The 25353-nt window shown below is 69.5% G+C and carries 19 protein-coding genes; 11 read left to right on the plus strand and 8 right to left on the minus strand.

Annotated elements, in window-relative coordinates:
* Positions 1 to 88: 88 nt before the first annotated feature.
* Both K8625_RS23590 and K8625_RS23595 read left to right on the plus strand, forming a co-directional pair.
* Positions 89 to 2479 carry a 3-hydroxyacyl-CoA dehydrogenase/enoyl-CoA hydratase family protein gene (locus tag K8625_RS23590; protein ID WP_223783980.1) on the plus strand — a complete coding sequence of 797 codons (2391 nt, stop codon included), beginning with the start codon at positions 89 to 91 and terminating at the stop codon, positions 2477 to 2479.
* 77 nt (positions 2480 to 2556) lie between these two features.
* A complete protein-coding gene (locus K8625_RS23595; RefSeq protein ID WP_141323678.1) occupies positions 2557 to 3729 on the plus strand; it encodes a thiolase family protein in 1173 nt (390 codons plus the stop codon).
* A gap of 71 nt (positions 3730 to 3800) precedes the next feature.
* Here the strand turns inward: K8625_RS23595 and K8625_RS23600 are convergent, their stop codons facing one another.
* From K8625_RS23600 to dgcN, 4 genes are all read right to left on the minus strand, one after another.
* Complete coding sequence (locus tag K8625_RS23600) at positions 3801 to 4337, minus strand: hypothetical protein (RefSeq protein WP_141323680.1); 537 nt, start codon at positions 4335 to 4337, stop codon at positions 3801 to 3803.
* Positions 4338 to 4570: 233 nt separating this feature from the next.
* Positions 4571 to 6418, minus strand: coding sequence for a DNA mismatch repair protein MutS (locus K8625_RS23605; RefSeq protein ID WP_223783981.1), 1848 nt, complete (start codon positions 6416 to 6418; stop codon positions 4571 to 4573).
* A 91-nt stretch (positions 6419 to 6509) separates the two neighbouring features.
* On the minus strand, positions 6510 to 7496 hold the full coding sequence (gene dgcA, locus K8625_RS23610) for an N-acetyl-D-Glu racemase DgcA (RefSeq protein WP_223783982.1): 987 nt from the start codon (positions 7494 to 7496) through the stop codon (positions 6510 to 6512).
* Between the two features lie 6 nt (positions 7497 to 7502).
* Positions 7503 to 8519 carry an N-acetyltransferase DgcN gene (dgcN, locus tag K8625_RS23615; protein ID WP_223745507.1) on the minus strand — a complete coding sequence of 339 codons (1017 nt, stop codon included), beginning with the start codon at positions 8517 to 8519 and terminating at the stop codon, positions 7503 to 7505.
* A gap of 207 nt (positions 8520 to 8726) precedes the next feature.
* Between dgcN and K8625_RS23620 the strand changes: the two genes are divergently transcribed.
* The 3 genes from K8625_RS23620 to K8625_RS23630 all read left to right on the plus strand — a co-directional run bounded on the left by K8625_RS23620 (position 8727) and on the right by K8625_RS23630 (position 11362).
* Positions 8727 to 9821, plus strand: a complete 1095-nt coding sequence (locus K8625_RS23620) for a vWA domain-containing protein (protein WP_223783983.1) — start codon at positions 8727 to 8729, stop codon at positions 9819 to 9821.
* 153 nt (positions 9822 to 9974) lie between these two features.
* The gene (locus K8625_RS23625) at positions 9975 to 10745 is read left to right on the plus strand and encodes a metallophosphoesterase (protein WP_223783984.1); all 771 of its coding nucleotides are present in this window, start codon (positions 9975 to 9977) and stop codon (positions 10743 to 10745) included.
* Entirely contained in the window at positions 10745 to 11362 is a 618-nt protein-coding gene (locus K8625_RS23630; protein ID WP_223745510.1) for a hypothetical protein, read from the plus strand. The genes K8625_RS23625 and K8625_RS23630 overlap by 1 nt, the downstream gene beginning before the upstream one ends.
* Positions 11363 to 11378: 16 nt before the next feature.
* On the opposite strand, the gene K8625_RS23635 is transcribed toward K8625_RS23630, so the two are convergent.
* Positions 11379 to 13313, minus strand: a complete 1935-nt coding sequence (locus K8625_RS23635; protein ID WP_223783985.1) for a sulfatase-like hydrolase/transferase — start codon at positions 13311 to 13313, stop codon at positions 11379 to 11381.
* Between the two features lie 135 nt (positions 13314 to 13448).
* Between K8625_RS23635 and K8625_RS23640 the strand changes: the two genes are divergently transcribed.
* Both K8625_RS23640 and K8625_RS23645 read left to right on the plus strand, forming a co-directional pair.
* Positions 13449 to 14357, plus strand: a complete 909-nt coding sequence (locus tag K8625_RS23640; RefSeq protein WP_223783986.1) for a LysR family transcriptional regulator — start codon at positions 13449 to 13451, stop codon at positions 14355 to 14357.
* A 107-nt stretch (positions 14358 to 14464) separates the two neighbouring features.
* Positions 14465 to 16039 carry an aromatic amino acid hydroxylase gene (locus K8625_RS23645; RefSeq protein ID WP_223745513.1) on the plus strand — a complete coding sequence of 525 codons (1575 nt, stop codon included), beginning with the start codon at positions 14465 to 14467 and terminating at the stop codon, positions 16037 to 16039.
* Between the two features lie 608 nt (positions 16040 to 16647).
* Here K8625_RS23645 and mrpC read toward each other — a convergent pair.
* The 3 genes from mrpC to K8625_RS23660 all read right to left on the minus strand — a co-directional run bounded on the left by mrpC (position 16648) and on the right by K8625_RS23660 (position 20095).
* Positions 16648 to 17394: a Crp/Fnr family transcriptional regulator MrpC gene (gene mrpC / locus K8625_RS23650; protein ID WP_015351149.1), complete on the minus strand. Its 747-nt coding sequence runs from the start codon at positions 17392 to 17394 to the stop codon at positions 16648 to 16650.
* Between the two features lie 264 nt (positions 17395 to 17658).
* Positions 17659 to 19110, minus strand: coding sequence for a sigma-54 dependent transcriptional regulator (locus K8625_RS23655; protein WP_223745514.1), 1452 nt, complete (start codon positions 19108 to 19110; stop codon positions 17659 to 17661).
* A gap of 10 nt (positions 19111 to 19120) precedes the next feature.
* Positions 19121 to 20095 carry a sensor histidine kinase KdpD gene (locus K8625_RS23660; protein WP_223745515.1) on the minus strand — a complete coding sequence of 325 codons (975 nt, stop codon included), beginning with the start codon at positions 20093 to 20095 and terminating at the stop codon, positions 19121 to 19123.
* A gap of 45 nt (positions 20096 to 20140) precedes the next feature.
* Here K8625_RS23660 and K8625_RS23665 point away from each other — a divergent pair, with 45 nt between their 5' ends.
* The 4 genes from K8625_RS23665 (at position 20141) to K8625_RS23680 (ending at position 25347) form a co-directional block, all read left to right on the plus strand.
* Positions 20141 to 23011, plus strand: coding sequence for a fused MFS/spermidine synthase (locus tag K8625_RS23665; RefSeq protein ID WP_370641959.1), 2871 nt, complete (start codon positions 20141 to 20143; stop codon positions 23009 to 23011).
* Positions 23012 to 23173: 162 nt separating this feature from the next.
* A complete protein-coding gene (locus K8625_RS23670; protein ID WP_046715176.1) occupies positions 23174 to 23431 on the plus strand; it encodes a hypothetical protein in 258 nt (85 codons plus the stop codon).
* Between the two features lie 156 nt (positions 23432 to 23587).
* The gene (locus K8625_RS23675; RefSeq protein WP_223783988.1) at positions 23588 to 24481 is read left to right on the plus strand and encodes a cupin domain-containing protein; all 894 of its coding nucleotides are present in this window, start codon (positions 23588 to 23590) and stop codon (positions 24479 to 24481) included.
* A gap of 98 nt (positions 24482 to 24579) precedes the next feature.
* Positions 24580 to 25347 carry a MerR family transcriptional regulator gene (locus K8625_RS23680; RefSeq protein WP_223783989.1) on the plus strand — a complete coding sequence of 256 codons (768 nt, stop codon included), beginning with the start codon at positions 24580 to 24582 and terminating at the stop codon, positions 25345 to 25347.
* Positions 25348 to 25353 lie beyond the last annotated feature (6 nt).

The raw sequence follows: 25353 nt of genomic DNA on the forward strand, positions 1-25353 counted from the left end.
CCCACCCGCTGAACCGATTGACTTTCGGGTCAATCGCCTACATTTGTGCAGTCCCCTCCTTCCCACAAGAGCAAGGGAGCCTTCCCCAATGACGACGCGGATCCGCAAGGTAGCTGTGCTGGGCGCCGGAGTGATGGGCAGCGGCATCGCCGCCCATCTGGCCAACTCGGGCGTGCGCGCGCTCCTCCTGGACATCGTTCCGCCGAAGGCCGCACCGGGCGAGGACACCTCGACCAAGGCCTTCCGCAACAAGTTCGCCCTCGGGGCGCTGGCCAACATGCGCAAGCAGAAGCCCAGCCCCATCATGTCCGAGCAGGTGTTCACCGCCATCGAGGTGGGCAACTTCGAGGACGACCTGTCGCGCATCTCCGAGTGCGACTGGGTCATCGAGGTGGTGAAGGAGGACCTGGCCGTCAAGCAGGCGCTCTTCGCCAAGGTGGAGCAGCACGCCCGCAAGGACGCCATCATCTCCTCGAACACCTCCGGCATGTCGATTGTCGGGATGACCGAGGGCCGGGGCGAGGCCTTCAAGAAGAACTTCCTCGTCACGCACTTCTTCAACCCGGTCCGCTACATGAAGCTCCTGGAGCTCGTGGCCGGCAAGGACACGGACCCGGCGGTGATGAAGGCCATCCACCGCTTTGGCGAAGAGGTGCTCGGCAAGGGCATCGTCTACGGCAAGGACACCACCAACTTCATCGCGAACCGCATCGGCGTGTACGGGATGATGCGCACCATCGCGGCCATGGGCCCCGCGGAGCTGTCCATCGAGGAGGTGGACAAGATCTTCGGCCCGGCGATGGGGCGCCCCAAGTCGGCCGTGTTCCGCACCGCGGACATCGTCGGCCTGGACACCTTCGTCCACGTGTCGAAGAACTGTTACGACACGCTGACCCAGGACGAGGAGCGTGAGGTCTTCGCCATCCCCGGCTTCCTCCAGAAGATGGTGGAGAAGGGGATGCTGGGCGACAAGAGCGGCGGCGGCTTCTACAAGAAGGACAAGAGCTCCGGCGGCAAGGAAATCCTGGCGCTCGACCTGAAGACGCTCGAGTACCGCCCGCAGGGCAAGGTGCGCTTCGAGTCGCTGGGCGCCGCCCGCGAGGTGGAGAACGTCAAGGAGCGCGTCGCCGTCGTCATGAACGGCACGGACAAGGCCGCGAAGTTCGCCGAGCAGGTGACGCTGGACGTGCTGGCGTACACCAGCCGCCGCATCCCCGAGATCGCCGACGACGTGGTCAACGTGGACCGCGGCGTGCGCTGGGGCTTCGGGTGGGACCTGGGCCCCTTCGAGGTCTGGGACGCGTACGGCGTGAAGAAGGGCGTCGCGCGGATGAAGGAGCTGGGCCTCAAGCCGGCGAAGTGGGTGGAGGACATGCTGGCCACGGGCCGCGAGTCCTTCTACGGCGTGGAGGGCGGCAAGGACACGTACTGGGACATCCCCACGAAGTCCGTGAAGGTGGTGCCGGAGAACGCGCGCACCCAGCGCGTGGAGTACCTCAAGCGCGGCAACAAGAAGGTCGCCGGCAACGACTCCGCCACCCTGTGGGACCTGGGCGACGGCGCCACGCTGCTGGAGTTCCACACGAAGATGAACTCCATCGATGACCAGATCATCGAGATGATGCACACGGCGCTGGACGAGACGGAGAAGAACTTCAAGGGCCTCGTCATCGGCAACGACGGCGCCAACTTCTCCGCGGGCGCGAACATCGTCGCGCTGGTGTGGGCGGCGAAGAGCGGCCAGTACGAGGACATCCGCAAGCTGGTGACGTCGTTCCAGGCGGCCAACCAGCGCATGCGCTACAGCCCGGTGCCGGTGGTGACGGCGCCCTTCAACCTCACGCTCGGCGGCGGCGCCGAGGTGACGATGGGCGGCAACGCGGTGCAGGCGAGCGCCGAGCTGTACATGGGCCTCGTCGAGGTGGGCGTGGGCCTCATCCCCGGCGGCGGCGGCAACATGCAGCTGCTCCGCAACGTCTACGGCGCGTACTCCACGGACAAGGACTTCGATCCGTTCCCCTTCCTCAAGAAGGTGTTCCTATCCATCGGCACGGCGAAGGTCGCCACCAGCGCCGAGGAGGCGCGCGAGGCGGGCTTCCTCACGCAGGCGGACGGCATCAGCGCCAACCGCGACTTCCTCCTGTCGGACGCGAAGGCGCGCGTGCTGGGCATGGCGGACGCGGGCTTCCGCGCGCCGCGTCCCTCGCGCTTCCGGCTGGGCGGCCCCAGCGGCTACGCCACCATCGACATGATGCTGTACGACATGGAGATGAACGGCCAGGTCAGCGCGCACGACCGGAAGATCGGCCAGAAGCTGGCGCGCGTGCTCACCGGCGGCGAGACCAGCACCTCGGCGCTGGTCACCGAGGAGAAGCTGCTCGAGCTGGAGGCCGAGGCCTTCCTGAGCCTGTGCGGCGAGGAGAAGACCCAGGACCGCCTGACGCACATGATCGAAAAGGGCAAGCCGCTGCGGAATTGACGGCCGGCCGGTACTCATTGGCGACGACATAAATTTCGCTGCATGCCCGGGTGTTACCCGGGCAAGGAGACATCAAGATGCCTGGTCGAGTCGTGATTGCCAGCGCGGTCCGCACGCCGTTCACCCGCGCGCACAAGGGAGAGTTCAAGGACACGCGGCCGGATACCCTGGCGGCCGTCGCCATCAAGGAGGCCGTGGCGCAGGTCCCCGGCCTGAAGCCGTCGGACGTCGAGGACGTCGTCCTGGGCTGTGCCATGCCGGAGGCCGAGCAGGGCATGAACGTGGCGCGTCAGGCCACGCTGCTGGCGGGTCTGCCGGTCGACGTCCCGGCGATGACCATCAACCGCTTCTGTTCGTCCGGGACGCAGGCCATCGCGCAGATTGCGGCGGCCATCCAGGCGGGCCACATCCAGGTGGGCATCGGTGGTGGCACCGAGTCCATGACGATGGTGCCCATGGGCGGCAACAAGGTCAGCGCCAACCCGGACATCATGGCGAACCACCCGGAGATCTACAGCTCCATGGGTGTGACGGCGGAGAACATCGCCTCGCGTCACAACGTGTCGCGTGCGGACTCCGACAAGTTCGCCGCCGAGAGCCAGCGCCGCGCGGCGACGGCTCGGGAGACGGGGAAGTTCAAGGAGGAGATCGTCCCGGTCACCACCACCGTCTACGACGAGGAGGGCAACGCGCAGACGGTGACGGTGTCGGTGGACACCATCCTGCGTCCGGAGACGACGGCCGAGGGCCTGGGCAAGCTGCGCCCGGCGTTCAACGCCAAGGGCGTGGTGACGGCCGGCAACGCGTCGCCGCTGACGGACGGCGCGGCGGCGGCGGTGGTGATGAGCGAGGAGAAGGCGAAGGAGCTGGGCGTCAAGCCGCTGGGCTACTTCGTGGACTTCGCCGTCGCGGGCGTGCCTCCGGAGGTCATGGGTATCGGCCCCGTGCCCGCGGTGCGCAAGCTGCTGGCGAAGAACAAGCTCGAGGTGAAGGACATCGACGTCTTCGAGCTGAACGAGGCCTTCGCTCCGCAGGCGCTGTACTGCATCCGTGAGCTGGGCATCCCGGAGGACAAGGTGAACCCGAACGGCGGCGCCATCGCCCTGGGCCACCCGCTGGGCGTGTCCGGTGCGCGGCTGGTCGCGACGATCCTGCGCGAGCTCAAGCGCCGCAACGGCCGCTACGGCGTCGTCACCATGTGCATCGGTGGCGGCATGGGCGCCGCGGCGCTCATCGAGCTGGCGAAGTAAGCGCCGCACGCTCCTGAAAGTTCACGGGCCCCGGGGAAGCGCTTCCCGGGGCCCGTTTTCGTTCGGAGACCTCAGAAGAGGCGGGTGATGACGAGGACGGAGGGGCCCGCGACGGAGGTGACGCCCTGGGGCGTCGAGCATGCGAGAAAGTCCGTCTGGAGCAGGGTGGAGGTGACGACCACCGTGGCGCCCACGAAGCGGCCCTCGGTCACCGTGGACTCCGTTGCGATGACAACCTCTCCCAGGGGCGCGGCGCGCAGGAGGGCTCGACCCTGCCCCGTGCTGTAGGTCCCGTCGTTCCACTTCAGTGTGAGGGACAAGTTTCCGTTCTCGAGCAGGCCACACGAAAGTGGGGTCTGCGCGAACGTATCGAGACTCGCGGACACGAGCCCCAGGGGGAGCCCCGTGCAGGGGCCGTAGAGCGCCTTCGAGTCGACGGTGATGAGCCGAGGGGTGTTCGAGAGCCCGGGCGCGTAGTTGACCCTCAAGGTGCCCGGGCAGGTGAGGGCCACGGGCTGCGCACGGCTGGCCGGGGCCAGCAAGAGGGTCGCCATGAACAGGGTGGACAGGACCGCGTGGAGCGCGTGGTTCATCATCAGTTCCTCCATGGACCGTGGCTCGAGCGCCACGTGAGCCGATGATGGTCGGGCGCGGGAGCGGTCGAGCGATGGGCACGCGGAGGCGGAGCTCGTCCGACATGATTCGCGCCAGCGGGTGCTCAGCACCTCACGAAGGGATTGGACTCGAAGACAGGGGCCGGACGCAGGGCCGGCGGTGATGGCGAGCAGGGGCTCGCCATGGGGCTGCGCGCCCGGAGCATGGGCGGCGGGGTGGAGCGGGCCTACTTCCGACGCTCGGGCGCCTCGGGGTCGTCCACGGGGACACCGGCGAGTCGCAGCACGCGCAGCGCGTTGGTGGTGTCCACCACGCCCTCTCGCAGCGTGTAGTCGAACACCATCTGTCCCTCCTCCAGGTGGTCCCTGAAGTGGACGTTGCGGACCTTCGCGTTCGTGGTCTCCTCGGCGAGCGAGGTGAGCGACAGGTCATGCGTCGTCACCGCGCCGCTGGCGCCCGTGGCGAGCAGCAGGCGCAGCACCTCGCGCGAGGCGAGCTGGCGCTCTCGCGTGTTGGTGCCCAGCAGGATTTCGTCGAGCAGGAACAGGGCCTGGCCGTTCGCCGCGCGCGCCGCGTCCAGCACGGCCTTGATGCGCTGCACCTCCGCGTAGAAGTACGAGACGCCGCGCTCCAGCGAGTCCTTCACCCGCATGCTGGTGAGCACATGCAGCGGTGACAGGCGGAACGACGCGGCGGACACGGGCGCTCCGGCGAGCGCCAGCACCACGTTGGCGCCCACAGCGCGCATCAGCGTCGTCTTCCCGCTCATGTTGGAGCCGGTGATGATCAACGCGTGCGCGGGGCCGGGGAGGGACACGTCGTTGGGCACGGGCGCGTCCAGCAGCGGGTGTCCCAGCTTCGTCGCCTCGACGATGGGGCCCTCCTTCACCAGCGTGGGCCAGGCGAAGGCGGGGCGGTCATGCGCGAGCCCGGCGACACAGGACAGGGCCTCCAGTTCCGCGAGCGCCTCGAACCAGTGCCGCACGCGGGTGCCGTGCTTCTCGCGCCAGTTCTCCAGCGCGAACAGCGCGTGGATGTCCCAGAGGGTGAGCCAGTGCACGATGGGGTGGAACTGGTGCCGCTTGAACTCGATGAGCGAGAAGAGCTGGCTGAAGCGACGGAAGTGCGAGGACACCGGCGGCTCGCCCTGCTGTTGGAGGCCCGTCTGGAGCTGGCGCAGCAGGGGATGCTCGAAGCGCTGGCTCTCGATGCGCTCGAAGAGGGGGGCATACCGCGCGAAGCCCCGCTCGCCCTTCTCCACGTTGTCGTCCATCCGCTTGAGCGTCTTGCGGGTGGCGGCGGCCAGCGCGAGCTGTGCGATGAGGCCCGCCCAGACGGATGCGCCGGGAATCACGCCCACCTCGCCCAGGATGAAGAGCGCGAGCGTCACGAAGGGCAGCACCACCGCCAGCGGACGGGACCAGCGGATGGAGTCGAGCGAGGAGCCGGCTTCCGCCCACTGGATGAAGAGCGCGGGGTCCGCCTTCTCCTTGGCCACCGTGCGCGCGTCCACGCAGAGGTCCTGGCGGAAGTCCACGCGCGGGGCCAGCTCCTGGGCGGCGCCCTGTCGGGCCTCGACGACCTCCCGTGAGGCAGGGGAGGAGAGCCACGCGGCGAGCCGCTCCTCGCCGGCGCGGGTGGCCGTCTCGTTGAGGAGCTGGAACAGGCTGCCCTGGCCGAAGACGTCCAGGTCCGGCGTGTAGAGGTGGGCGGGGGAGGCGAAGCGCTCGCCCTGTTCGGTGAACTCGTGCCAGCCATGTCCCAGGCGCGCCAGACCCCGCTCGTTGAGCGTCACGTAGAGCCGCTGGCGCTCCTCGCGACGGAACACCTGGTGGTGCATGACGGCGAGGATGATGAAGACGACGACGAAGCCGAGCGCGCCCCACCACCACGTCTTCGGCAGGCGTCCGGTGAGGATGAGGCCCGAGATGATGGCCGCGGCGAGGACGGCCACGGTGCGCAGGTTGGCGTAGCGGGCGCTGATGCGGTCCAGGACGGACAGCTCCGCCTGGGCGGCGGCGCGGCGCTCGGTATACGTGTGGTGGGGACTCGGGCGGGTGGCGTTCACGGACACGGTGGCCGCGCATGCTGTGCTTCCGGCCCGCCCAGGGCAAGAGGCCCTTGTCGTCGGGTGCCATCGGGACGACGAAGCCCCACCCGGGCCTTCAGCCCCACAACTCCCGGGGCGGCCAGAACAGGGTGTTGCCCTCGAAGAGCAGGCCCGGCTCGCGGTCCTTCGCCAGCAGCAGGGGACCGTCCAGGTCCACCACCTCCGCGTCCTGGGCCACCAGGGCCGCGGGGGCCATGGAGAGGGACGTGGCCACCATGCAACCCACCATGAGCTGCAGCCCGTGCCCTCGCGCGTCCCGGGCCAGGGCCAGGGCCTCGGTGAGCCCTCCCGTCTTGTCGAGCTTGATGTTGAGCGCGTCGTACTTGCCCACGAGCGCCGCCAGCCCGTGCCGGTCATGCGCGGACTCGTCAGCGCACACGGCCACCGGGCGCCCCAGGCCCCGCAGGGCCTCGTCGTCCGAGGCGGGCAGGGGCTGCTCCACCATCACCACCCCCAGCTTCGCGCACGCATCCAGCAGGCCGGGCAGCTCCGCGGGGCTCCAGCCCTCGTTGGCGTCCACGATGAGCCGGCTGGTCGGGGCTCCCTCGCGGATGGCCCTCAGACGCTCCAGGTCCTCGGTGCTCCCGCGTCCCAGCTTCACCTTGAGCAGCGGTCGGTGCGCGGACTTCACCGCGGCCCGGCCCATGGCATCCGCCGTGTCCAGGCTCAGCGTGTACGCGGTGACGAGCGGCCGGGGCTCGGGCATCCCCAGCAGCGCCCAGACGGGCCTGCCGGTCCGCTTCGCCTCCAAGTCCCACAGGGCGCAGTCCAGCGCGTTGCGCGCGGCCTTGGGCTCGAGCACCTCGGAAACCTCCTCCCGGGACAGCCCTCCCTCGATGCGCGCCCGCGCGGCCTCCAGCGCCTTCAGGACACCCGGCACCGTTTCGCCATAGCGGGCATAGGGCACACACTCGCCGCGCCCCACGGCGCCGCCTTCCTCCAGCGTGACGACCACCACCTCGGCGCTCGTCTTCGAGCCCCGGGAGATGGTGAAGCTGCCGGCGATGGGCCAGCTCTCGTGTCGGACGGTGAGCTTGCGCATGGGCCTTCAGCTCCGGACGGGGAAGCGGCGAGAGAGCTCGTCGACGAGCGGCCCGACACCGGTGCGGATGGGGTCCACGCAGGGCAGCCCGTGCTCGCGCCCGGTGCGCTCCAGCAGCGCCAGGGCCTCGGCTTCGTCCAGGTGCTCGGTGTTGATGGCCAGCCCCGTGCACTGGATGGCGGGGTTGGTGAGCTGTCCCTCCAGCACGGTGCGCTCGATGACGGCTTGAATCGAGGGCAGCGCGTGCTGGACGCCACGCATCTTGGTGCGCGTGGGCTCGTGACAGACGATGAAGGCATCCGGCTGCGCGCCATGCAGCAGCCCCAGCGTCACGCCCGCGAACGAGGGATGGAACAGCGAACCCTGTCCCTCCACCAGGTCCCAGTGGTCCGCGTCGTTGGCGGGGGACAGCCACTCGGCCGCGCCCGCGACGAAGTCGGACACCACCGCGTCGATGGCCACGCCCCGACCCGAGATGAAGATGCCCGTCTGTCCCGTGGCCCGGAAGTCCGCCTTCAGGCCACGCGCCCGCATCTCCTTCTCCAGCGCGAGCACGGTGTATTTCTTTCCCACCGAGCAGTCCGTGCCCACCGTCAACAGGCGCAATCCCTGACGCTTGGTGCCCTTGCCCGTGGCGAAGTCCTGGTCGGGGATGCGCACGTCGTGCAGCGCGCGGCCGTTGCGTCGGGCCGCCTCGGCGATGGCGGGGAACGAGGACAGCCTCTTGTGCAGCCCCGTGGCGACGTCCATCCCCGCGTCCAGCGCATCCACCAGCTTGCTCACCCAGTGCTCCGGCAGCACTCCGCCCGCGTTGGCCACGCCGACGATGAGCGTCCGGGCGCCCTTGGCCTTCGCCTGCGCGATGTCCAGGTCCTCGAGGCCACAGTCCGCCTTGCAGCCCGGCAGCCGCAGCTGCCCCACGCACCAGTCCGGCCGCCAGTCGACGATGCCGTGCGCCGTCTTCGCCGCGAGCTGGTCGGGGACATCCCCCAGGAACAACAGGTAGGGCTTCTGGATCTCCACCAAGGTCCTCCCCGGGCCCCAGGCAGGGGCTGTGGCGCGCTTTTCAGCACGGCCCCTCGAAGCCCGCAAGGACAACGCGGACCCCGCCAGGATTGGCGTCGGAAAGGGCCCGGAACCACCCCTCACGTAGGCCCTTGCGGCGCCCCGAAAATGTCAGACCCACCCCGTATTCTTCCTCTCGTCACGGCACACGAGGGGAGCCAAGAAATGGGCAAGTCCGTCGTCGATAATCGCGTCGAGATTGTCTTCAGCTTCGATACCACCGGCAGCATGTATCCCTGTCTCGCGCAGGTCCGAAAGAAGCTGCACGGCACGGTGTCCCGGCTGATGAAGGAGATTCCGGGCATCCGCATCGGCGTCATCGCGCACGGCGACTACTGCGACGCGCGCTCGACGTACGTGACGAAGATCCTCGACCTCACGGACGACGTGAACGCGGTGGTGCGGTTCGTGGACAAGGTGGGGCAGACGGGCGGCGGCGACGCGCCGGAGTGTTACGAGCTGGTGCTGCACGAGGCGCAATCCCTCTCATGGACCGCGGGCTACAAGCACGCCTTCGTGTTGATTGGCGATGACGTGCCGCACGCGCCCTCGGACAATCCGAAGCGGCTGGACTGGCGCAAGGAGGTGGACGCGCTGGGTAGGCTGGGCATCCCCGTGTACGGGGTCCAGGCCCTGGCGCGCCGCCACGCGACGCCGTTCTACCGGGAGCTGGCCCAGAAGTCGGGCGGCTTCCACCTGAGCCTGGACCAGTTCTCCCACGTCACCGACATGCTGCTGGCCGTCTGCTACAAGCAGGCGTCGGACGCCCAGCTCCAGGCCTACGAGGCGGAGGTCTCCCGCGAGGGTCGCATGAGCCGGAGCCTGAGCGGCCTGTTCAGCACCATGCTCGGGCGCGCGCCCACGTCCGTCTTCGGCGAGGCGGACCTGCGCGCCGTGCCTCCCGGCCGCTTCCAGTCGCTGGAGGTGGACGCGGACATGCCCATCAAGACCTTCGTCCAGGAGAACGGCCTGGGCTTCAAGACGGGCAGGGGCTTCTACGAGTTCACCAAGACGGAGACCATCCAGGGCCACAAGGAGGTCATCCTCATGGACCGCAAGACGGGGGACTTCTTCAGCGGCGAGCGCGCGCGGGAGATGCTCGGCCTGCCCCCGGGAGAGACGGTGCGCATCCGGCCCGCGAGCCTGGAGAAGTACGTCGTCTTCGTGCAGAGCACCTCCGCCAACCGCAAGCTCGTGAAGGGCTCGCGCTTCCTCTACGAGGTGGAGGACTGGGACGGCGCCAAGGCGCTCGCGGCCTGAGTCCCGACGACAGGGGCAACGGCCCGGAGTGCGTGTTGCGATGACGGTGACTGTCGGTCAGGTGATGGTCGACATGAGCCATTGTGTCTTGGGAGCGGCCCGGGCGAATCCAAGGGTTGAAGAGGTGGCATCGGGTCGTTAGTTCCGAGGGTCGTGAGACCCTGGCTCCCATCGCTGCTGCTCCTCTCGGGCTGTGGCGCGTTCGAGATGCACCCGTACGAGGTTCGCGGGGGCGAGCGGGACTCGAATGCGCGGGCCGTGGAGCGGCTCCAGCAGCGGATGAGCTCGGGGCCCTTCCGCTTCGCGGTGATTGGGGACATCGGCATCTTCCAGGGCTCCTCGGAAGCGGCGGTGCGGGACCTGGCGCGGCGGGACGTGGACTTCGCCGTGCAGATGGGGGACCTGACGGAGTTCGGCTCGGCGGACGAGTACAAGTGGGTGTCGAAGCTGCTCAGCGACGCGTCGGTCCCCACGATGGCGGTCATCGGCAACCACGACATGGTGGGTAAGGGGACGGAGCTGTTCCTGGCCCGCTTCGGTCCGACGTTCCTGTCCTTCGAACATGGCGGCAGCCGGTTCGTCCTCTTCGACTCGAACTCCCGCGAGTACGACTTCCCCGGCGACGTGCCTGACCTGGCCAGGCTCGGGCAGGCGCTCGCCGATGCTCCGCCGGACGGCCACCTCTTCACCTTCTCGCATGTGGCGCCCGGGCATCCGGACTTCGACCCGGTGCTGACCGGGCCCCTGGAGGAGCTCCAGTCGGAGCGGGGCGTGACGGTGTCCTTCCACGGCCACGCCCACCGCTTCCAGAGCGATGAGCGACAGGGCGTGCGCTACTTCGTCACCGACGCGCTCGACATCCGCAGCTACCTGCTGGTCTCCGTCGAGGGGCCGTCGGTGGATGTCGAACAGGTCTTCTTCTGATGTCGCGCTCCGGGCTCGCGGGAGGACTGCTGGCGTCGCTGCTCCTGGCGGCGTCCTCGGCGCGCGCGGAGGAGCAGGAGCTGCACGAGGACGTCTCCGAGTCGAAGGGGGCGCCGTGGTACGTGCCGGACCATGCGGCCGTGCAGTTCGCGGGCTCCATCGGGATGCTCGCGGCGGGGCCCGGGTGGGCGTTCCTGGACGAGCAGGTGGACCTGGAGGTGCTCGTGGGCTGGGCGCCGCAGGCGGTGGCGGGCTCGGACTTCGTGACGCTGACGCTCAAGGCGCAGTGGCATCCGTTCCGGGTGCGCCATGGGGAGTGGGACCTCCGTCCGCTCACCCTGGGCGCGGCGTTCAGCTACACGTTCGGCGATGACTTCTACCTGACGCTGCCGGACCGGTACGAGTCGGGCTACTACTGGTTCAAGACGGCGCTGCGTCCGGCGTTCCTGCTCGGAGGGGGCGTGGGGCGGCCGGCGAAGGTGCTCGGGTTCGAGCGGCTCGAGGGGTACTACGAGCTGGTCGCCACGGACTACCGCATCGTCCAGTTCCTCCGGAACCCGGACACCGTGAAGCTGGGCCTGTTCTCGCTCGCGCTCGGCGCCCGCGTCCGCTTCTGAGTCACGGACGCGTGCCTCAGCGTGGCGGCTGGGTCGCGGTTGCGGGAGCCCCCGTGGGGACGGGCCGGGGCGTGGGCTCGGAAGCTTCGCTCTGCGCGCCACCGCCGCGCAGCCTGCGGAGGATTCGCGGCGCCTCGGCCGCGAAGCGCTCCTGCGCATCTGGCAGCGGGCGGTCCCACAAGTCACTCAGCTCGGTGCCGGGCAGGCCCGCGCCGAAGCGCACCTTCAGCTCACGTCCGATGAGCGCGTAGCGAGGCTCCCAGCCGATGGTGGTGAGCAGGTAGCGCCGAGGGTCCGGACGGCTCATCGGAATCCCATCGCCCAGTTGCTCCGGCGCGTGCGTGTCCCCCAGCAGGTCGAACAGCGTGGGCACCAGGTCGATGTGGCCGGTGACGGCTTCGACCTTTCCGGGCGGCAGGCGTTCATCGAAGACGAGCATGGGCACATGCAGTTGCAGCTCGGTGACGTCGCTGGCGTGGCCCACGCGGCCGTGCTCGCGGAACTCCTCGCCATGGTCTCCGGTGAAGACGACCAGGGGGCGCGTGCCGCGCACGGCCTCCCACTGGGACAACAGTTCCTCCACCTTCGTGTCCACCTCGTAGGCGGAGTTCCACGCGCGGGCCTTGAGGTGCTCGGCGGGCACGCGCGCGGTGGCGAGGCCGCCCTTGCCGTCCCACGCGGGCGAGAACACCGCCGAGCGCGGCGGGTAGTCGTAGTCGAAGTGCGTGCCCGCGAAGAACACGAACGTGAACAGCGGCGTGTCCACGGGCGTGGAGCGCGCCAGGTCCAGCGCGTCCTTCACCATGGCCGCGTCGCGCAGGTGGCTCTTGCCCTCGTAGTCCGTGCGCAGGCCGCCCTGCACGTCGCGGAACACCGTGTCCTTCAGCCCCATCCAGTCCACCGAGGACGCGGCGAAGAAGGCCTGGCGATAGCCGTTCTCCCGCAGCGCGGGGAAGAGCAGGGGCGCGCGGCCCGCGCCCACCACCGCGTCACGGCGCTGGGCCTCCAGGCCGAAGAAGAGGCTGAAGACCGAGTAGTCCGTGGAGCTCGCCGCGCTGTGGTGGTGCAGGAAGCGCGTGCCGTGCTCCGCGCGCTTCCACAGGTGGGGCATGACGTCCGGACGGAAGAAGTCGTCGCGCAGGCTCTCGACGAGGATGAGCAGGATGTCGGGCTTGCGCGTGAAGCGCACGGCGGCGGGGTCGATGGTCGACGCGGGCACGCCGGCCTCGGGGCTCACGCCCAGGCGCAGGCCCGACGCGGGAGGCCGGCTCGTCAGCCGCATCAGCAGCGTGTTCATCCGCACGGGCGGCTGGAGGGGCAGGGTGGTGGCCGCGTGCAGCACCGCGCCACCATGGGCGAACACGAGCCACGCGCTCGTCAGGCGCTCCACCGCGGTGGTCAGCACGAGGACGGCGACCAGCCTCGCCACGTGCCGGGGCCGATGGACGCGGCGCAGGAACTGGACGCCCACCCAGACATCGAGCGACAGCACGGCCAGGGTGCCGACCGCGAGGAGCGCGAGTTCGTGCGGCGCGAGCCCCGTCTCCGCGAGCGCGCGAGGCTGCATGGCCACCGCGAGCACCAGGCCGTTGATGTGGAAGCCCAGCGAGGACAGCACGAGCGCGTCCACGCCCAGCATCGCCACGCCGAGCGCCACGGCGATGGGCAGGGCCACCGCGTAGCGCCGCCCGAGCAACATCAGCGGCAGCGTGGCGACGAAGGTGAGCAGCCCCAGGAACAGGGCCTGGATGACGCCGCCCGCCAGCAGCACGGGGCGCAGCGAGGCGGCCAGCCGCTCCACGGAGGCGAGCAGGGGGGCACCGAAGAACGCCAGCGCGAGCAACCCGTGCAGCGTGCACCACAGCAGCGCGGGGCCCAGCAGGGGCGTGGCGCCGGCCAGACGCTGGCGGAGCCCCTGGGCGGGGAGGGTGTCGGAAGGCGTCCGGGACATCGCGCCTTCTGCTAGCCCGCCCCCGGCGCATGTTCAAGCAGCGACGCGCGCCCGACTGCTTCCTCGCAGTGGAAGCGCGCCCGGCGTCTCCAGAGTCCTCGTGCCGCGTGTGGGAGGGGTGCCAGGATGGGGAGCATGCCGCCACGCAAGCTGGTGCGACATCTCGTCTGGCTGGAGTCCTTCACCGCCGCCGTGGAGGCGGGCAGCATCGAGTCCGCCGCCGAGCACCTGGGCGTGGCGCGCTCCGTGGTGAGCGAGCACATCCGCGCGCTGGAGATGGCGCTGGCGGACGGCGCCACGCTGCTCGAGCGCGGCCCCGGGCGTCGACTCCAGCTCACCGCCCGGGGGGAGCGGCTCTTCGCCGGCACCCAGACGCCCCTGCACCAGCTCGACATGAAGCGCCTGAAGGACCTCGCCAGCGCCGAGCCCGTGGTGCGCCTGGGGCTCAATCCCACGCTGTCCCTCTCGCTGCTCGGCAAGGTCGCCCAGAACGCGGCGGCCACGGGGCTCAAGCTGGTGCTCAGCTTCGGCGGGCCGCACGAGCTGACGCGCCAGGTGCAGACGCGCCAGCTGGACCTGGCCCTGGACTTCACGCCCCTGCCGCCACACGAGGGCGTGGAGTCGGAGTCGCTGCTGCGCATGCCCTTCGTCGTGCTCGCGGGCCCCGGGAGTTCGCTCGCGACAGCATCCACGGCCCGGCGCACGCTGCATGTGAGGGACCTGGCGGGCCAGCCCTTCGTCGACTGGCTGCGCGACGACCCCTACGGTGGCGCGAACAGCGCGCGCTTCGCGGAGCACGGCGTCACGGTGCAGGAGGTCGCCCGCGTCGAGAGCTTCCTGCTCCTCTACGAGCTGCTGCGCGCGTTTCGCGCCTGCGCGATCACCCCCGACCTGCGCCCCATGCACCCGTTCCCGGAGGACATCCACGCCTGGCCCCTGAAGGAGGAGGAGCCCCAGGCCGTGGAGGTCGTGGCCCTCTGGCCCTCCGGCTCCCTCAGTCCCGGGGCCGCCAGCGTCCTCGACGGACTGCGTCAGCGCGTGTGAGTTCTCGTCGATAAAACGACGAAGGCGTCGGATTCTGTCGGTTTTCCGGAGCCGACTGCCGTCAGTATCCTCTCCTGATTGGAAGTTTTCACCAGGAGTACTCGGATATGACGCCAACGGAACTGACGATATCCCGCCTGCCCGCGCATCTGCGGCGCTACGTGGTGAGCCAGGACTACGACGCGTACACGCCGAGGGACCACGCGGTGTGGCGGCACATCCTGGGCAAGCTGCGCGGACATCTCTCCGAGCGGGCGCATCCGGTGTACCTGGAGGGCCTGTCGGCGACGGGCATCAACCTGGAGGCGATTCCCAGCCTCGACGAGATGAACGAGCGGCTGTCGCGGCTGGGCTGGGCGTGCGTGGGCGTGCGCGGGTTCATCCCGCCGGCGGTGTTCACGGAGCTCCAGTCGATGGGTGTGCTGGCCATCGCGTCGGACATCCGCACGCACGAGCACATCGGCTACACGCCCGCGCCGGACATCGTGCACGAGAGCGCGGGGCATGCGCCCATCATCGCGAACCGGCGCTACTCGGAGTACCTCAAGGCCTGCGGCCTGGTGGGGTTCAAGTCCATCGCGAGCCTGGAGGACCAGGCGGTGTTCGAGGCCATCCGCAACCTGTCGGTGGTGAAGGAGGACCCGGACGCGAGCGAGGACGAGGTGGCGCACGCGGAGGCGCGGCTGGCGGCGGCGAGCGCGAGCCGGCGCTACGTGAGCGAGAGCACGCGCGCGAGCCGCCTGTACTGGTGGACGGCGGAGTACGGCCTGGTGGGCGACCTGGAGCGGCCGCGCATCTACGGCGCGGGCCTCCTGTCGAGCATCGGCGAGGCGGAGCATTGCCTGACGCCGGCGGTGCGCAAGCTGCCGCTCACGGTGGCGTGCGCGGACACGGAATACGACATCACGCGGATGCAGCCGCAGCTCTTCGTGGCGCGCGACTTCGAGCACCTGTTCGAGGTGCTCGCGGAGTTCGAGTCGACGCTGGCGTTCAAGCGCGGTGGGGACTTCGGGCTGGAGGTGGCGCGCGAGGCTCGCACGGTGAATCACCTGGTGCTGGCGGACGAGCGCGAGGTGACGGGGCGGGTGATGGAGTCGGTGCTCGCGCCGAGGCCGGTGGCGCCCGGGCTCACGTCCGCGCTGGTGCGGATGGAGGGGCCCATCATCGTCTCGCGCGGTGGCAAGGCGGCGGACGGGACGCGGCCGTGGAATGGCTCGGCGTTGGTGGCCTTCGGCGCGGGCGGGTTGCCGGAGCGCGGGCCGTTCAAGTTGTCGCTGTCGAGCGGGTTGGAGCTGGAGGGCTTCGCCGCCGGTGGGGGCGAGGTGCTGGCGCTGCGCGCGCGGCTCGCGGGTCGGGTGTTGGAGGTGCCCGCGGTGACGAAGCTCTTCGTGAGCACGCACCTGCCCTCGGTGGCGGGTGGGCCCGCGGACCCGGCGACGTGGGACCGGTGGTTCGGCGAGCTGGAGGCGTTCGCGGAGGGCGACGGCGAGTCGAAGGCGCGCGAGCGCAAGTCGCTGGCGCTGCATCCGTCACTCGCGGCGCTCTACCGCGAGGTGCGCGGCTTGCGTGAGTCGGGGCGCGCGAAGCCGGAGCGTCTGGCGCAGATCGCCGCCGCCGCGACGGACTTCCAGGATGACTGGCTCCTGCGCGCCGAGGTCGAGGAGCTGAAGGCCCGCGTCTGAGTCGTGACGGGGCCGCGGGTGCAGAGGCGGTCCCGACGGACCCCCAGCACGCGCGTGGGGTTCGCGTGACGCGGCCTCTCGTGGCAGGCGCGAGTCCCACGCCGCAGGTCCCCTGTCGGCGGACGGTTCCGTGGGTCCGCGCGGACAGACGGCTCGACTCGCGCGAGCGGCAAGTTTCTGGCCGCGCTCATCCCGTCGAGCGTTCGCTATCTCGCGCGGCGCGGGACGGATTGAACGAGTTGAACGGAGAGGTTCACTCGTCGGTGTTCGGTGGGCACCGGGCGTTTCGTCGAGTTCGTTCCCTCAGCCCCGCACTGGAGCGGGCTTCGTGGGTTCCACGACAGTGGAAATCACGCCCACATCGCGGCTTGTCCGATGGCCACGGACGTCCACTTTCGAGCAGCCCGGCCTCCGGATTGAACGAGTCGATCATCCGCGCATCCGGGAGCGCATGAAGTCGCCCGCACCGGAGTTGGAGCCATGCCGGGCGATCCTTCACGCCTCGCGCATCACCCCAGAAAACGACGCGGGCCCGGCCACACGCGAAGCGCATGGTCAGGCCCGTCGTTGAACGCTGCTTCGTCACACCCGCGAGCGCGGGCCGTGGCTCACTTCTCCTTCGAGGCGATCTTGCGCAGGGCCTTCTGGTCGCGCACGCAGAGGATGCGGCCGACGTTGCCCAGTACGCCCTCGCGCTTCATCTCGTTGATGAGCGTGGACACGAACGAGCGCGAGGCGCCCACCAGGTCCGCCAGGTCCTGCTGCGTGATTCCGCGCAGGTCCGTCTCACCGCCGTGGGGGCAGCGCTCACCGTGCGCCTCCACCAGCGTCAGCAGGGTGTCCGCCAGACGCGCCGGGACCTCCTTGAAGGTCAGGCCCAGCACGCGCTTGCGCAGGGCACGCACGCGCTCGGCGTAGGCGCGCACCACGTCCACCGCCAGGGCCGGACGCGCCTCGAGCTGCGCGCGGAAGTCACGACCCTCGATGCTCCACACCTCGGCCTCACCCGCCGCGATGGCCATCTCCTCGATGGGCGTCCCCTCGGGGCGGAACAGCTCGCCGAACAGGTCGCCCGGGCGCAGGATGGACACCACCGAGCGGGTGCCGTTCTTCCCGATGCGCATCAGGCGCACGCGGCCGGACTTGAGCAGATAGACGCGGTCCGTGTTGTCGCCGGGGCGGTAGATGGTCGAGTTGTGCGGGAAGGACTCGACCTTGAAGTACCCCTTGAAGTCGATGGCCTCCTGCCCCGGAACGAGCTTGTTCGCGGTGACCATCATCCCGGAGCTGGTCGCCTGGAGCGGCGCCACGACGTTGGAACCGATAGGGCCGAGGGGGCGATTGAAACCGTGCATGGCATTCACTCCGTGGAAGGCAGTCGGGGGTAGAAGCGGCCGCCTGCTTCGGCGGCAACGGGGCTTTCCAGTTCCAAGGAACGTGCCAGCGGGGAATGAAGTGCTCCAGGGGGAACACATCCAAGAATGCCGGGTACTTAGCGCTAGAGGTCCGTAGCACCCACCCTTCTGTGTCCAAAACCTGAAACAGAACGTTCAAACAGTCTGATCAAGTTGAACGAAACGTTAAATCCACCAGGGCCTTTGTCGCGGCCCGGACAATGTTCACGGGTCGTCTTTCACGGGGAACCCCGGCCCTGAAGGGTTCTGTCCCTGTGAAAGATTGTACTTCTGCAGTTTGCGCTCGAGGGTCGGGCGACTGATTCCAAGAATCTGGCAGGTGCGACCCTTGTGCCCCTTGGTGACGGCCATCGCACGGGCGATCAGCATCCGCTCCGCTTCGTCGAGCGTCGGAATCTGGCTGGCGTCGTCCACCGCGGGCGCGGTGAACATGAGGCTGTTGCTCGGGGGCCGTCCGTTGTCCGGTGAGGGCTGGGTGTCGAGTGACGGGAGATCATCCCCGCGGAGCACATCCCCTGGCGCGAGGACGACAGCGCGCGTGAGCACGTTCTCCAGCTCGCGCACGTTGCCCCGCCACGGCAGCCGGGTGAGGCGCTCCATCACCTCGGTGGGCACGCGCGTGACGCGCTTGTGGACCTTCTCGTTGATGCGCTCGAGCAGGTGCTTGACGAGCAGCGGGATGTCCTCGCGCCGCTCGCGCAGCGGGGGAATCAGGAGGGTGATGACCTTGAGGCGCTGGTAGAGGTCCTCGCGGAAGCGCGTGGCCTCCACCTCCTCGGCGAGTGTGCGGTGCGTCGCGGCGATGACGCGGGCGCGCAGCTTGATGCGCTTGACGCCGCCCACGCGCTCGAACTCTCGCTCCTGCAGCACGCGCAACAGCTTCGCCTGGAGCATCAGCGACATGTCGCCAATCTCGTCGAGGAAGACGGTGCCGTCCTCGGCCAGCTCGAACTTGCCGGGCTTGCCCGCGGTGGCGCCGGTGAAGGCGCCCTTCTCGTGGCCGAACAGCTCGCTCTCCAGGAGCGTGTCGACAATGGCCGAGCAGTTGATGCCGATGAAGGGCCGGGGCTCGTCGTACGAGTAGTTGTGGATGACGCGGGCGATGAGCTCCTTGCCGGTGCCGCTCTCGCCCGTAATCAGCACGGTGGCGTGGCTGCCCGTCACCTTGCCAATCTCCTTCACCAGCTGCTGCATCAGGGGACTGGTGCCCACGATGTCGCCCAGGCGCACCGCGGCGTTCTCGCGGTTGACCTCGTCCGCGCGGCGCGACAGCTGGCGGTACTCCAGCGCGCGCTCGACGACGAGGTCCAGCGCGGCCGGGTCCGGGAAGGGCTTGTGGATGTAGTCGAACGCTCCGGCCTTCATGGCCCGGATGGTCGTCTCCATGTCGTGGTACGCGGTGACGAGGATGATGCGGGCATCGCCGCACAGCCCCTTCATCTCCTCGATGATCTCCAGGCCCGTGCGGTCCGGGAGCATCATGTCGAGGATGACCACGCTGGGCATGGTCTCCTGGGCCGCGCGCAGGCCCGCCGCGGCGCTGGTGGCGGTGGCCACCTGGTAGCGCGGCTGGTTGTCGTGCTCGATCTCCTCGAAGTGCATCTTCAAGGTCTCGAGGAGCGACACGTCGTCGTCGACGATGAGGAGGGTCTCCATGGCGTCCCTCTCAGGTGGCGAACGTCAGCGTGAACACCATGCCGGGCTCCGCGCTGCCCTCGGCGGCCACGTCTCCCCCTTGCCCCATCATCACCCGGCGCAGGGCCGCCAGCGACAGGCCCGCCCCTCGGGCCAGCCGCGAGCCGAAGGGCTCGAACAGGGTGCCGCTCTCCTCGGGAGGCAGGGCGGCGGCGGGGTCCTTGAGCACCATGAGCACGCGGCCCGGTCCGCCCCGCTTCAGGGCGACCTCCACCGGGCTGTCCTCGGGGCGGCCCATGGCCACGTTGAGCAGCACCTGCGCCAGCACGGGCCGCAGCCGGTTGGGGTCCACGCGCACGCGCGGCAGCTCCGCCTCCTCGTCCACGCGCACCTCGATGCGCCGCTCGGCCAATTCCAGGGCGACCATGCCCTGGGCCTCCTGGAGCACCGAGCGCAGCGCGTGCGCGTCCAGGTTGGGCGTGGTGTCGCGGCCGTACTCGGACAGGAGCCACAGCATGCGCTCCATGGTGCGGATCTCCCGGTTGGCGATGGTCAGCCGCCGCTTGTCCCGGTCCGACAGCGCGGTGTTCCGCGCGAGCGTCTGCACCGCCATCTTCACCGAGGACAGGGGGTTGCGGATCTCATGGCTGAGCGACGAGGACAGCCGGGAGATCTGCACCGGCGGCGCGCCCTCCAGCAGCACGTTGAGGTCCTGGACGCACGCGCAGGCCTCGCCGTCCTCCTGACCCAGCGTGAGCCTCAAGGGCGTGGCGTCCTCGCCGCCCAGGTGCGCGGAGACGAACTCCACGGCGCGGCGGTCCTCACGCGCGACGCGGTCCAACTCGCGGGCGCGCTCCTGGGAGATGCCCAGGGCCACGTGGAGCGGGCGGTCCACGAGTGACTCGGCGGGGTGGTGGAGTATGGCGGCGCAGTCTCCCTGCGCGCGGGTCACCCGCAGGCCTGGAGACCAGGCGAGCAATGCGGCTTGCAGGAGGTGGGCGTTCATTGGTGGGTCCCGAACATAACGAGTAAGGTTCCGCGCTGTCCCCTTATGTCCCTCATCGCGCGTTTCCCGAAGAACCTTGTGTCGGCCCTCCTCTTCCTGTCGGGAGGCACCGCGCTGGTCTACGAGCTGGTCTGGTCCAAGTATCTCGGGAACGTCCTGGGCAACAGTGGTCAGGCGCATGCCGTGGTGCTCGCCACCTTCATGGGCGGCCTGGCGCTGGGTGCATCTGTCTTCGGGCGGACAGCGGACCGGGTGAAGAGCCCGCTGGCCCTCTACGGCGTGCTGGAGCTGGGCGTGGCGCTGTACGCGCTGGCCTTCCCCTACGTCCTCGACGCCCTGGGGGCCCTGTGGCTGGCGGTGGCGCCCAGCGTGCCGGACGGGTGGCGGGTGGGGCCCCGGCTGCTGGTGGCCGCGCTGTCCCTGGTGGTGCCCACGCTGCTGATGGGCGGCACGCTGCCGGCGCTGGTTCGTCATTTCGCGGACAGTCTGTCGGGGGTGCAGCGGGAGCTGGCGCGGCTGTACGCGGTCAACAGCCTGGGCGCGGCGCTGGGCGTGTTCATCGCGGGCACCAGGCTGGTGCCGGTGCTGGGGCTGTCGGCCTCCGCCAAGCTGGCGGCAGGGCTGAACATCCTGTTGGCGGTGGCGGCGCTGCTGCTCGCGCGCAGGCACCCTCCGGCGCTCGCGCCCGGACAGGCGGCGCCGGTGGCGGAAGGGGCCCAGGACGTGGCCTATCCCCGCGTGGCGGTGCGCGCGGCGCTGGTGGGCGTGCTGCTGTCGGGCTTCACGTCCATGCTCTACCAGGTGACGTGGATCCGCCTCTTGTCCATCGTCCTGGGCGCGTCCACGTACGCGTTCACGCTCATCCTGACGGCGTTCATCCTGGGCATCGGCCTGGGCAGCTTCTGGCTGATGACGCGGGCACAGAAGGTGGACTCGCTGCGCGTGTACGGCTTCACGCAGGTCGCGCTGGTGGCGAGCCTCTGCGTCGCGCTGCCCCTGTACGTGCGGCTGCCGCACCTGTTCCGCTCGGCGCAGTGGATGATGACGCGCTCGGTGGACACCTGGCCCTTGTTCCAGTTGCTCACGTTCGGCTTCTGCTGCCTCGTGCTCCTGGTGCCCACGTTCTTCATGGGCGCGGCCTTCCCGGCGGCGGCGCGTGTGGCGACGGCGAAGGTGTCCGAGGTGGGGCGCGAGCTGGGGAGCGTGTACCTGTGGAACACGGTGGGCACCATCACCGGCTCGGCACTGGGCGGGCTGGTGCTGATGCCGTGGTGGGGCATGGAGGGCAACTTCGTGGCGGGCGTGGTGGCGAACCTCGCCGCCGCGGCGCTGGCCTTCCACGCGCTGTCGGGCCGTCCGCAGAGCCCCGTGCGCGCGCTGTGGCCGGTGGGCGCGGCGGCGCTGTTGGCCGTGGTGGTGCTGGGCAGCATGAGCGGCTGGTCCGTGCGGCTGTCGGGCATCGCCTCCATCCGCTCGCACCAGAAGCCGCCGGACAGCTACGCGAAGCTGGTGGCGGACACGGAGAAGAACTTCCAGCCCGTGTTCTACCGGGACGACACCTTCGCGACGGTGCTGGTGGCCGACTACCCGAAGGACCACCTGCGCTTCATGAAGCTCAACGGCAAGATTGACGCCTCCAACGGCAGCGACGTGGAGACGCAGGTGATGGCCGGCCACCTGGGCGCGCTGCTCCACGCGCGCGAGCCGAAGAACGTGCTCCTGGTGGGCGCGGGCGCGGCGATTACGGCGGGCAGCGTGCTGGCGCATCCGGTGGAGCGGCTGGACATGGTGGAGATCGCCCCGGCGGTCATCGACGCCGCGCGCCTGTTCAAGGATGACAACCGCAACGCGGTGGATGACCCGCGCACGCGCGTGCACATCGACGACGCCAAGACGTTCATGGCGCTGGCGGACCGCAAGTACGACCTGGTGGTGAGCGTGCCCTCCAACCCGTGGGTGGCGGGCGTGTCCGGCCTCTTCACGCGGGACTTCTTCCAGACGGTGGACCGGCACCTCACCGACGACGGCGTGCTGGTGCAGTGGATCCACACCTACGAGAGCAACGACGAGCTCATCCGGCTGGTGGTCCGCACCATGCGCGACACCTTCCCGCACGCCACCACGTGGCTGGGGCCGCAGGACCTGGTCATGGTGGCGAGCCGCAAGCCGCTGGCCCTCGACGTCGAGCGGCTGGCCCGGCGCATGGCGCTGCCCGAGGTGCGCAAGGACCTGGAGCGGGTGGGGCTCACGGACGTGTTCTCGCTGCTGTCCAAGCAGGTGCACAGCGAGGAGGGGCAGCTCGCCTTCGCGGGCCCGGGGCCCATCAACACGGACGACCACAACCTGCTCGAGTACGCCTCGCCCATCGCCTTCTTCGTGGCGAACCTGGATGTGCGCGTGAAGGACGAGCGGCGCTCCCCGGACGGAAGCTCACGGCTGTTCATCGAGGACTACCTGCGCCAGCACCCGCCCACCTCCGAGCAGGCGGAGCGGCTCTACCGGAACATGGAGCGCTACCACGCCGCGAATGACCCCCTGGTCCGGGGCGTGGCCTCGCTGTGGCGACAGGTGGCGCCCGACAGCCGCGGGGCAGCCGTGGCCCTGGCCCGCGCCGCCCTGGCCCAGAAGGACTTGTCGCTGGCCGCCTCCCTCCTGGAGCCCGAGGTGCGAAAAGGTGGGCGTGAGCCGGAGCTGATCGCCGCGTACCTGAAGCTCGTGGCCGAACAGGCCTGGGCCACGCGCACGGTCTGGACGCCGGTGGATGCGCGGGAGGCGCTCGCCCTGGGACGGCAGGCCGCCGCCGAGCACCCCCAGGACGAGGAGCTGTCACGGGCGGTGCGGAACCTGTGCGATGCTCTCCCTGCCTCCGCGTGCACCCGGGATTCTCCGCCCGTTGCGGCCCCGGTCGGCCCCTGAGCGGGCCTCCAATTCTCAAGAAGTGAGCTATTCGCCCGGAATCACAGGAGATTACCCCCATCCTCCCGATGACGGATGGAGGTGCAGGTGGGATCTCCTTTAGGGTGCGTTTCAACCCCGAGTAACAGGGTGTCTTTCCCGTCTGAACCCCAGGAGACTTCCATGAAGGCGATCTCGAAGAAGAACCAGCTCCGCAAGGCTCGTGGTCAGGGCATGACCGAGTACATCATCATCGTTGCCCTCATCGCGATCGCCGCCATCGGCGTTGTGACGCTGTTCGGTGACAACATCCGCAAGCTGTTCGGCGCCTCCGCGGCCGCCCTCGCCGGCAACTCCGACGTGGACAACGACGGTCAGTCGTCCAACGTCGCGCTGAACAAGAAGACGATGAAGGACTTCGGCAAGAACAACGCCTACTGAGTCCCTCGGGTCTCGTGAGGAGTTGCCTCGCGGCGCTTCCTCCGAATCATGTGGCGGGTGTCCTCCTCACGGATGGCCCCGCCATGTTTCTTTGTGCGCTTCAGGCTCGGCTGCGGTGCGAGGGGCCTGACGACGCTGACGTCCAGGATGCCCTCCTTGAGCGAGCCCATCTCGGTTGAGTCCGCCACGCTGCGACGTCGGGTGGTGTTGTACCGGACGCTGTCGCTGCTGCTGACGGTGTTCCTGGTGGCGGTGCTGTTCGCGGTGAAGCGCGCGATGACGGTGCCCGAGGACCCGGACGTCGAGGTCTTCGACGTGCCCGCCGTCTTCGAGTCGCTGGCGAAGAAGAACCCCGACGCGGCGGACATCTCGGACACGTTCTTCTTCGCCGACGGCGCGACGGTGCACCTGCACGTCATGGGGCGGGGGCAGGCGTGCCCGCTGCACATCCACCGTCGCACGCACGAGGCCACGGTCATCGTCGCGGGGCAGGCGGAGGTGCAGCAGATCTGGGGGCAGGAGGGGGCGCTGACGGAGCGACGCGGGACGCATCCTCCCGGGGACTTGATTGCCTCCGAGCCCTTCACCGGGCACGCGTGGTTCAACCGCGCGGAGGACCAGATGCTGGGCAACCTGGTGTTCGCCGCGCCGCGCTTCGATGGGAATCTCTACATCGACGCGGAGGACGCGCGGATGCAGCGGGGGCCGGAGCCCTTCACCTTCACTCCATTGCAGGCGCTCGCGGAGCTGGCGGAGGCGGGCGGGGAGGCGGCCATCGTGAAGCTGCCCGCGTTGGAGGGGCGGATGTCCAGCGTGGTGCTCGCGCGGGGGGCGCATTCGCTGGAGGCGACACGGGCGGAGCCGGTCATCGTCTACGTGGCGGAGGGCTCGGGTGTCCTCACCGCGGACGAGGAGAAGCCCGTGAAGGTGGGGCAGTTGTGGGTGCTGCGTCGGGGCGCCTCGGTGCGCGTGACGGAGGGCTCGCCGCTGATGCTCTACGTCTTCCGTCCGCCGATGGACGCTCCCGCGAGCGTGGCGCGCGGCGACTGAAGCAGGGGCTTGCTCGAGGCGCCGGTAGCTTCGTGCACGCCCGGGGTTGACCCTCACGCGACGTGAGGCCTTAGTCATCTCATCCGAGGTGGAGAGAGATGGCCCTTACAGTCAGCCAGGTGGCCCGTCTGGCGAAGGTCAGCGTCCGGGCGTTGCATCACTATGACGACCTGGGCTTGTTGAGTCCCTCGGGGCGCAGCGAGGCCGGTTACCGGCTGTACACGCAGGTGGACCTGCGGCGGTTGCAGCAGGTGCTCTTCTTCCGGGAGCTCGGCTTCCCGTTGGAGGAGATCCGCCGCATCCTGGGCGACCCTCACTTCGACCTCCGCGCGGCCTTGCTCATGCAGCGGCAGTTGCTGTCCGAGCGGGCCTCGCGACTGGACGCCCTCCGGCGCACGGTGGACCAGGCGCTGGAGGCACTCGAGCAGGGGAAGCACATGGACAGCGAGAAGATGTTCGAGGCGTTTGGGGACTTCGACCCGTCGAAGTACGAGGCGGAGGTGAAGGAGCGCTGGGGTGACACCGAGGCGTACCGGGAGTCGTCCCGACGGACCTCGCGCTACAAGAAGGAGGACTGGAGTGCCATCAAGGCGGAGCAGGACGGCCTCCTCGGGGCACTCGCGGAACAGCTCGAAGCGGGGCGCGTGGCGACGGACCCCGAGGTGCTGACGCTGGCGGAGGCGTATCGCCAGTTCATCTCGAAGTGGTTCTACCCATGCTCACACGTGATGCAGCGGGGGCTCGGAGAGATGTACGTGGGGGACTCGCGCTTCACGGAGAACCTGGACCGCGTGAAGCCGGGGCTCGCGCGGTACCTGCGGGATGCCTTCGTGGCGAACGCGGAGCGGCACGGCGTGACGTCATGAGACGCG

Origin of the sequence: Myxococcus sp. AS-1-15 (genome assembly GCF_020037055.1) — a bacterium.
In the GTDB taxonomy this organism is placed as follows: Bacteria; Myxococcota; Myxococcia; order Myxococcales; family Myxococcaceae; genus Myxococcus; species Myxococcus fulvus.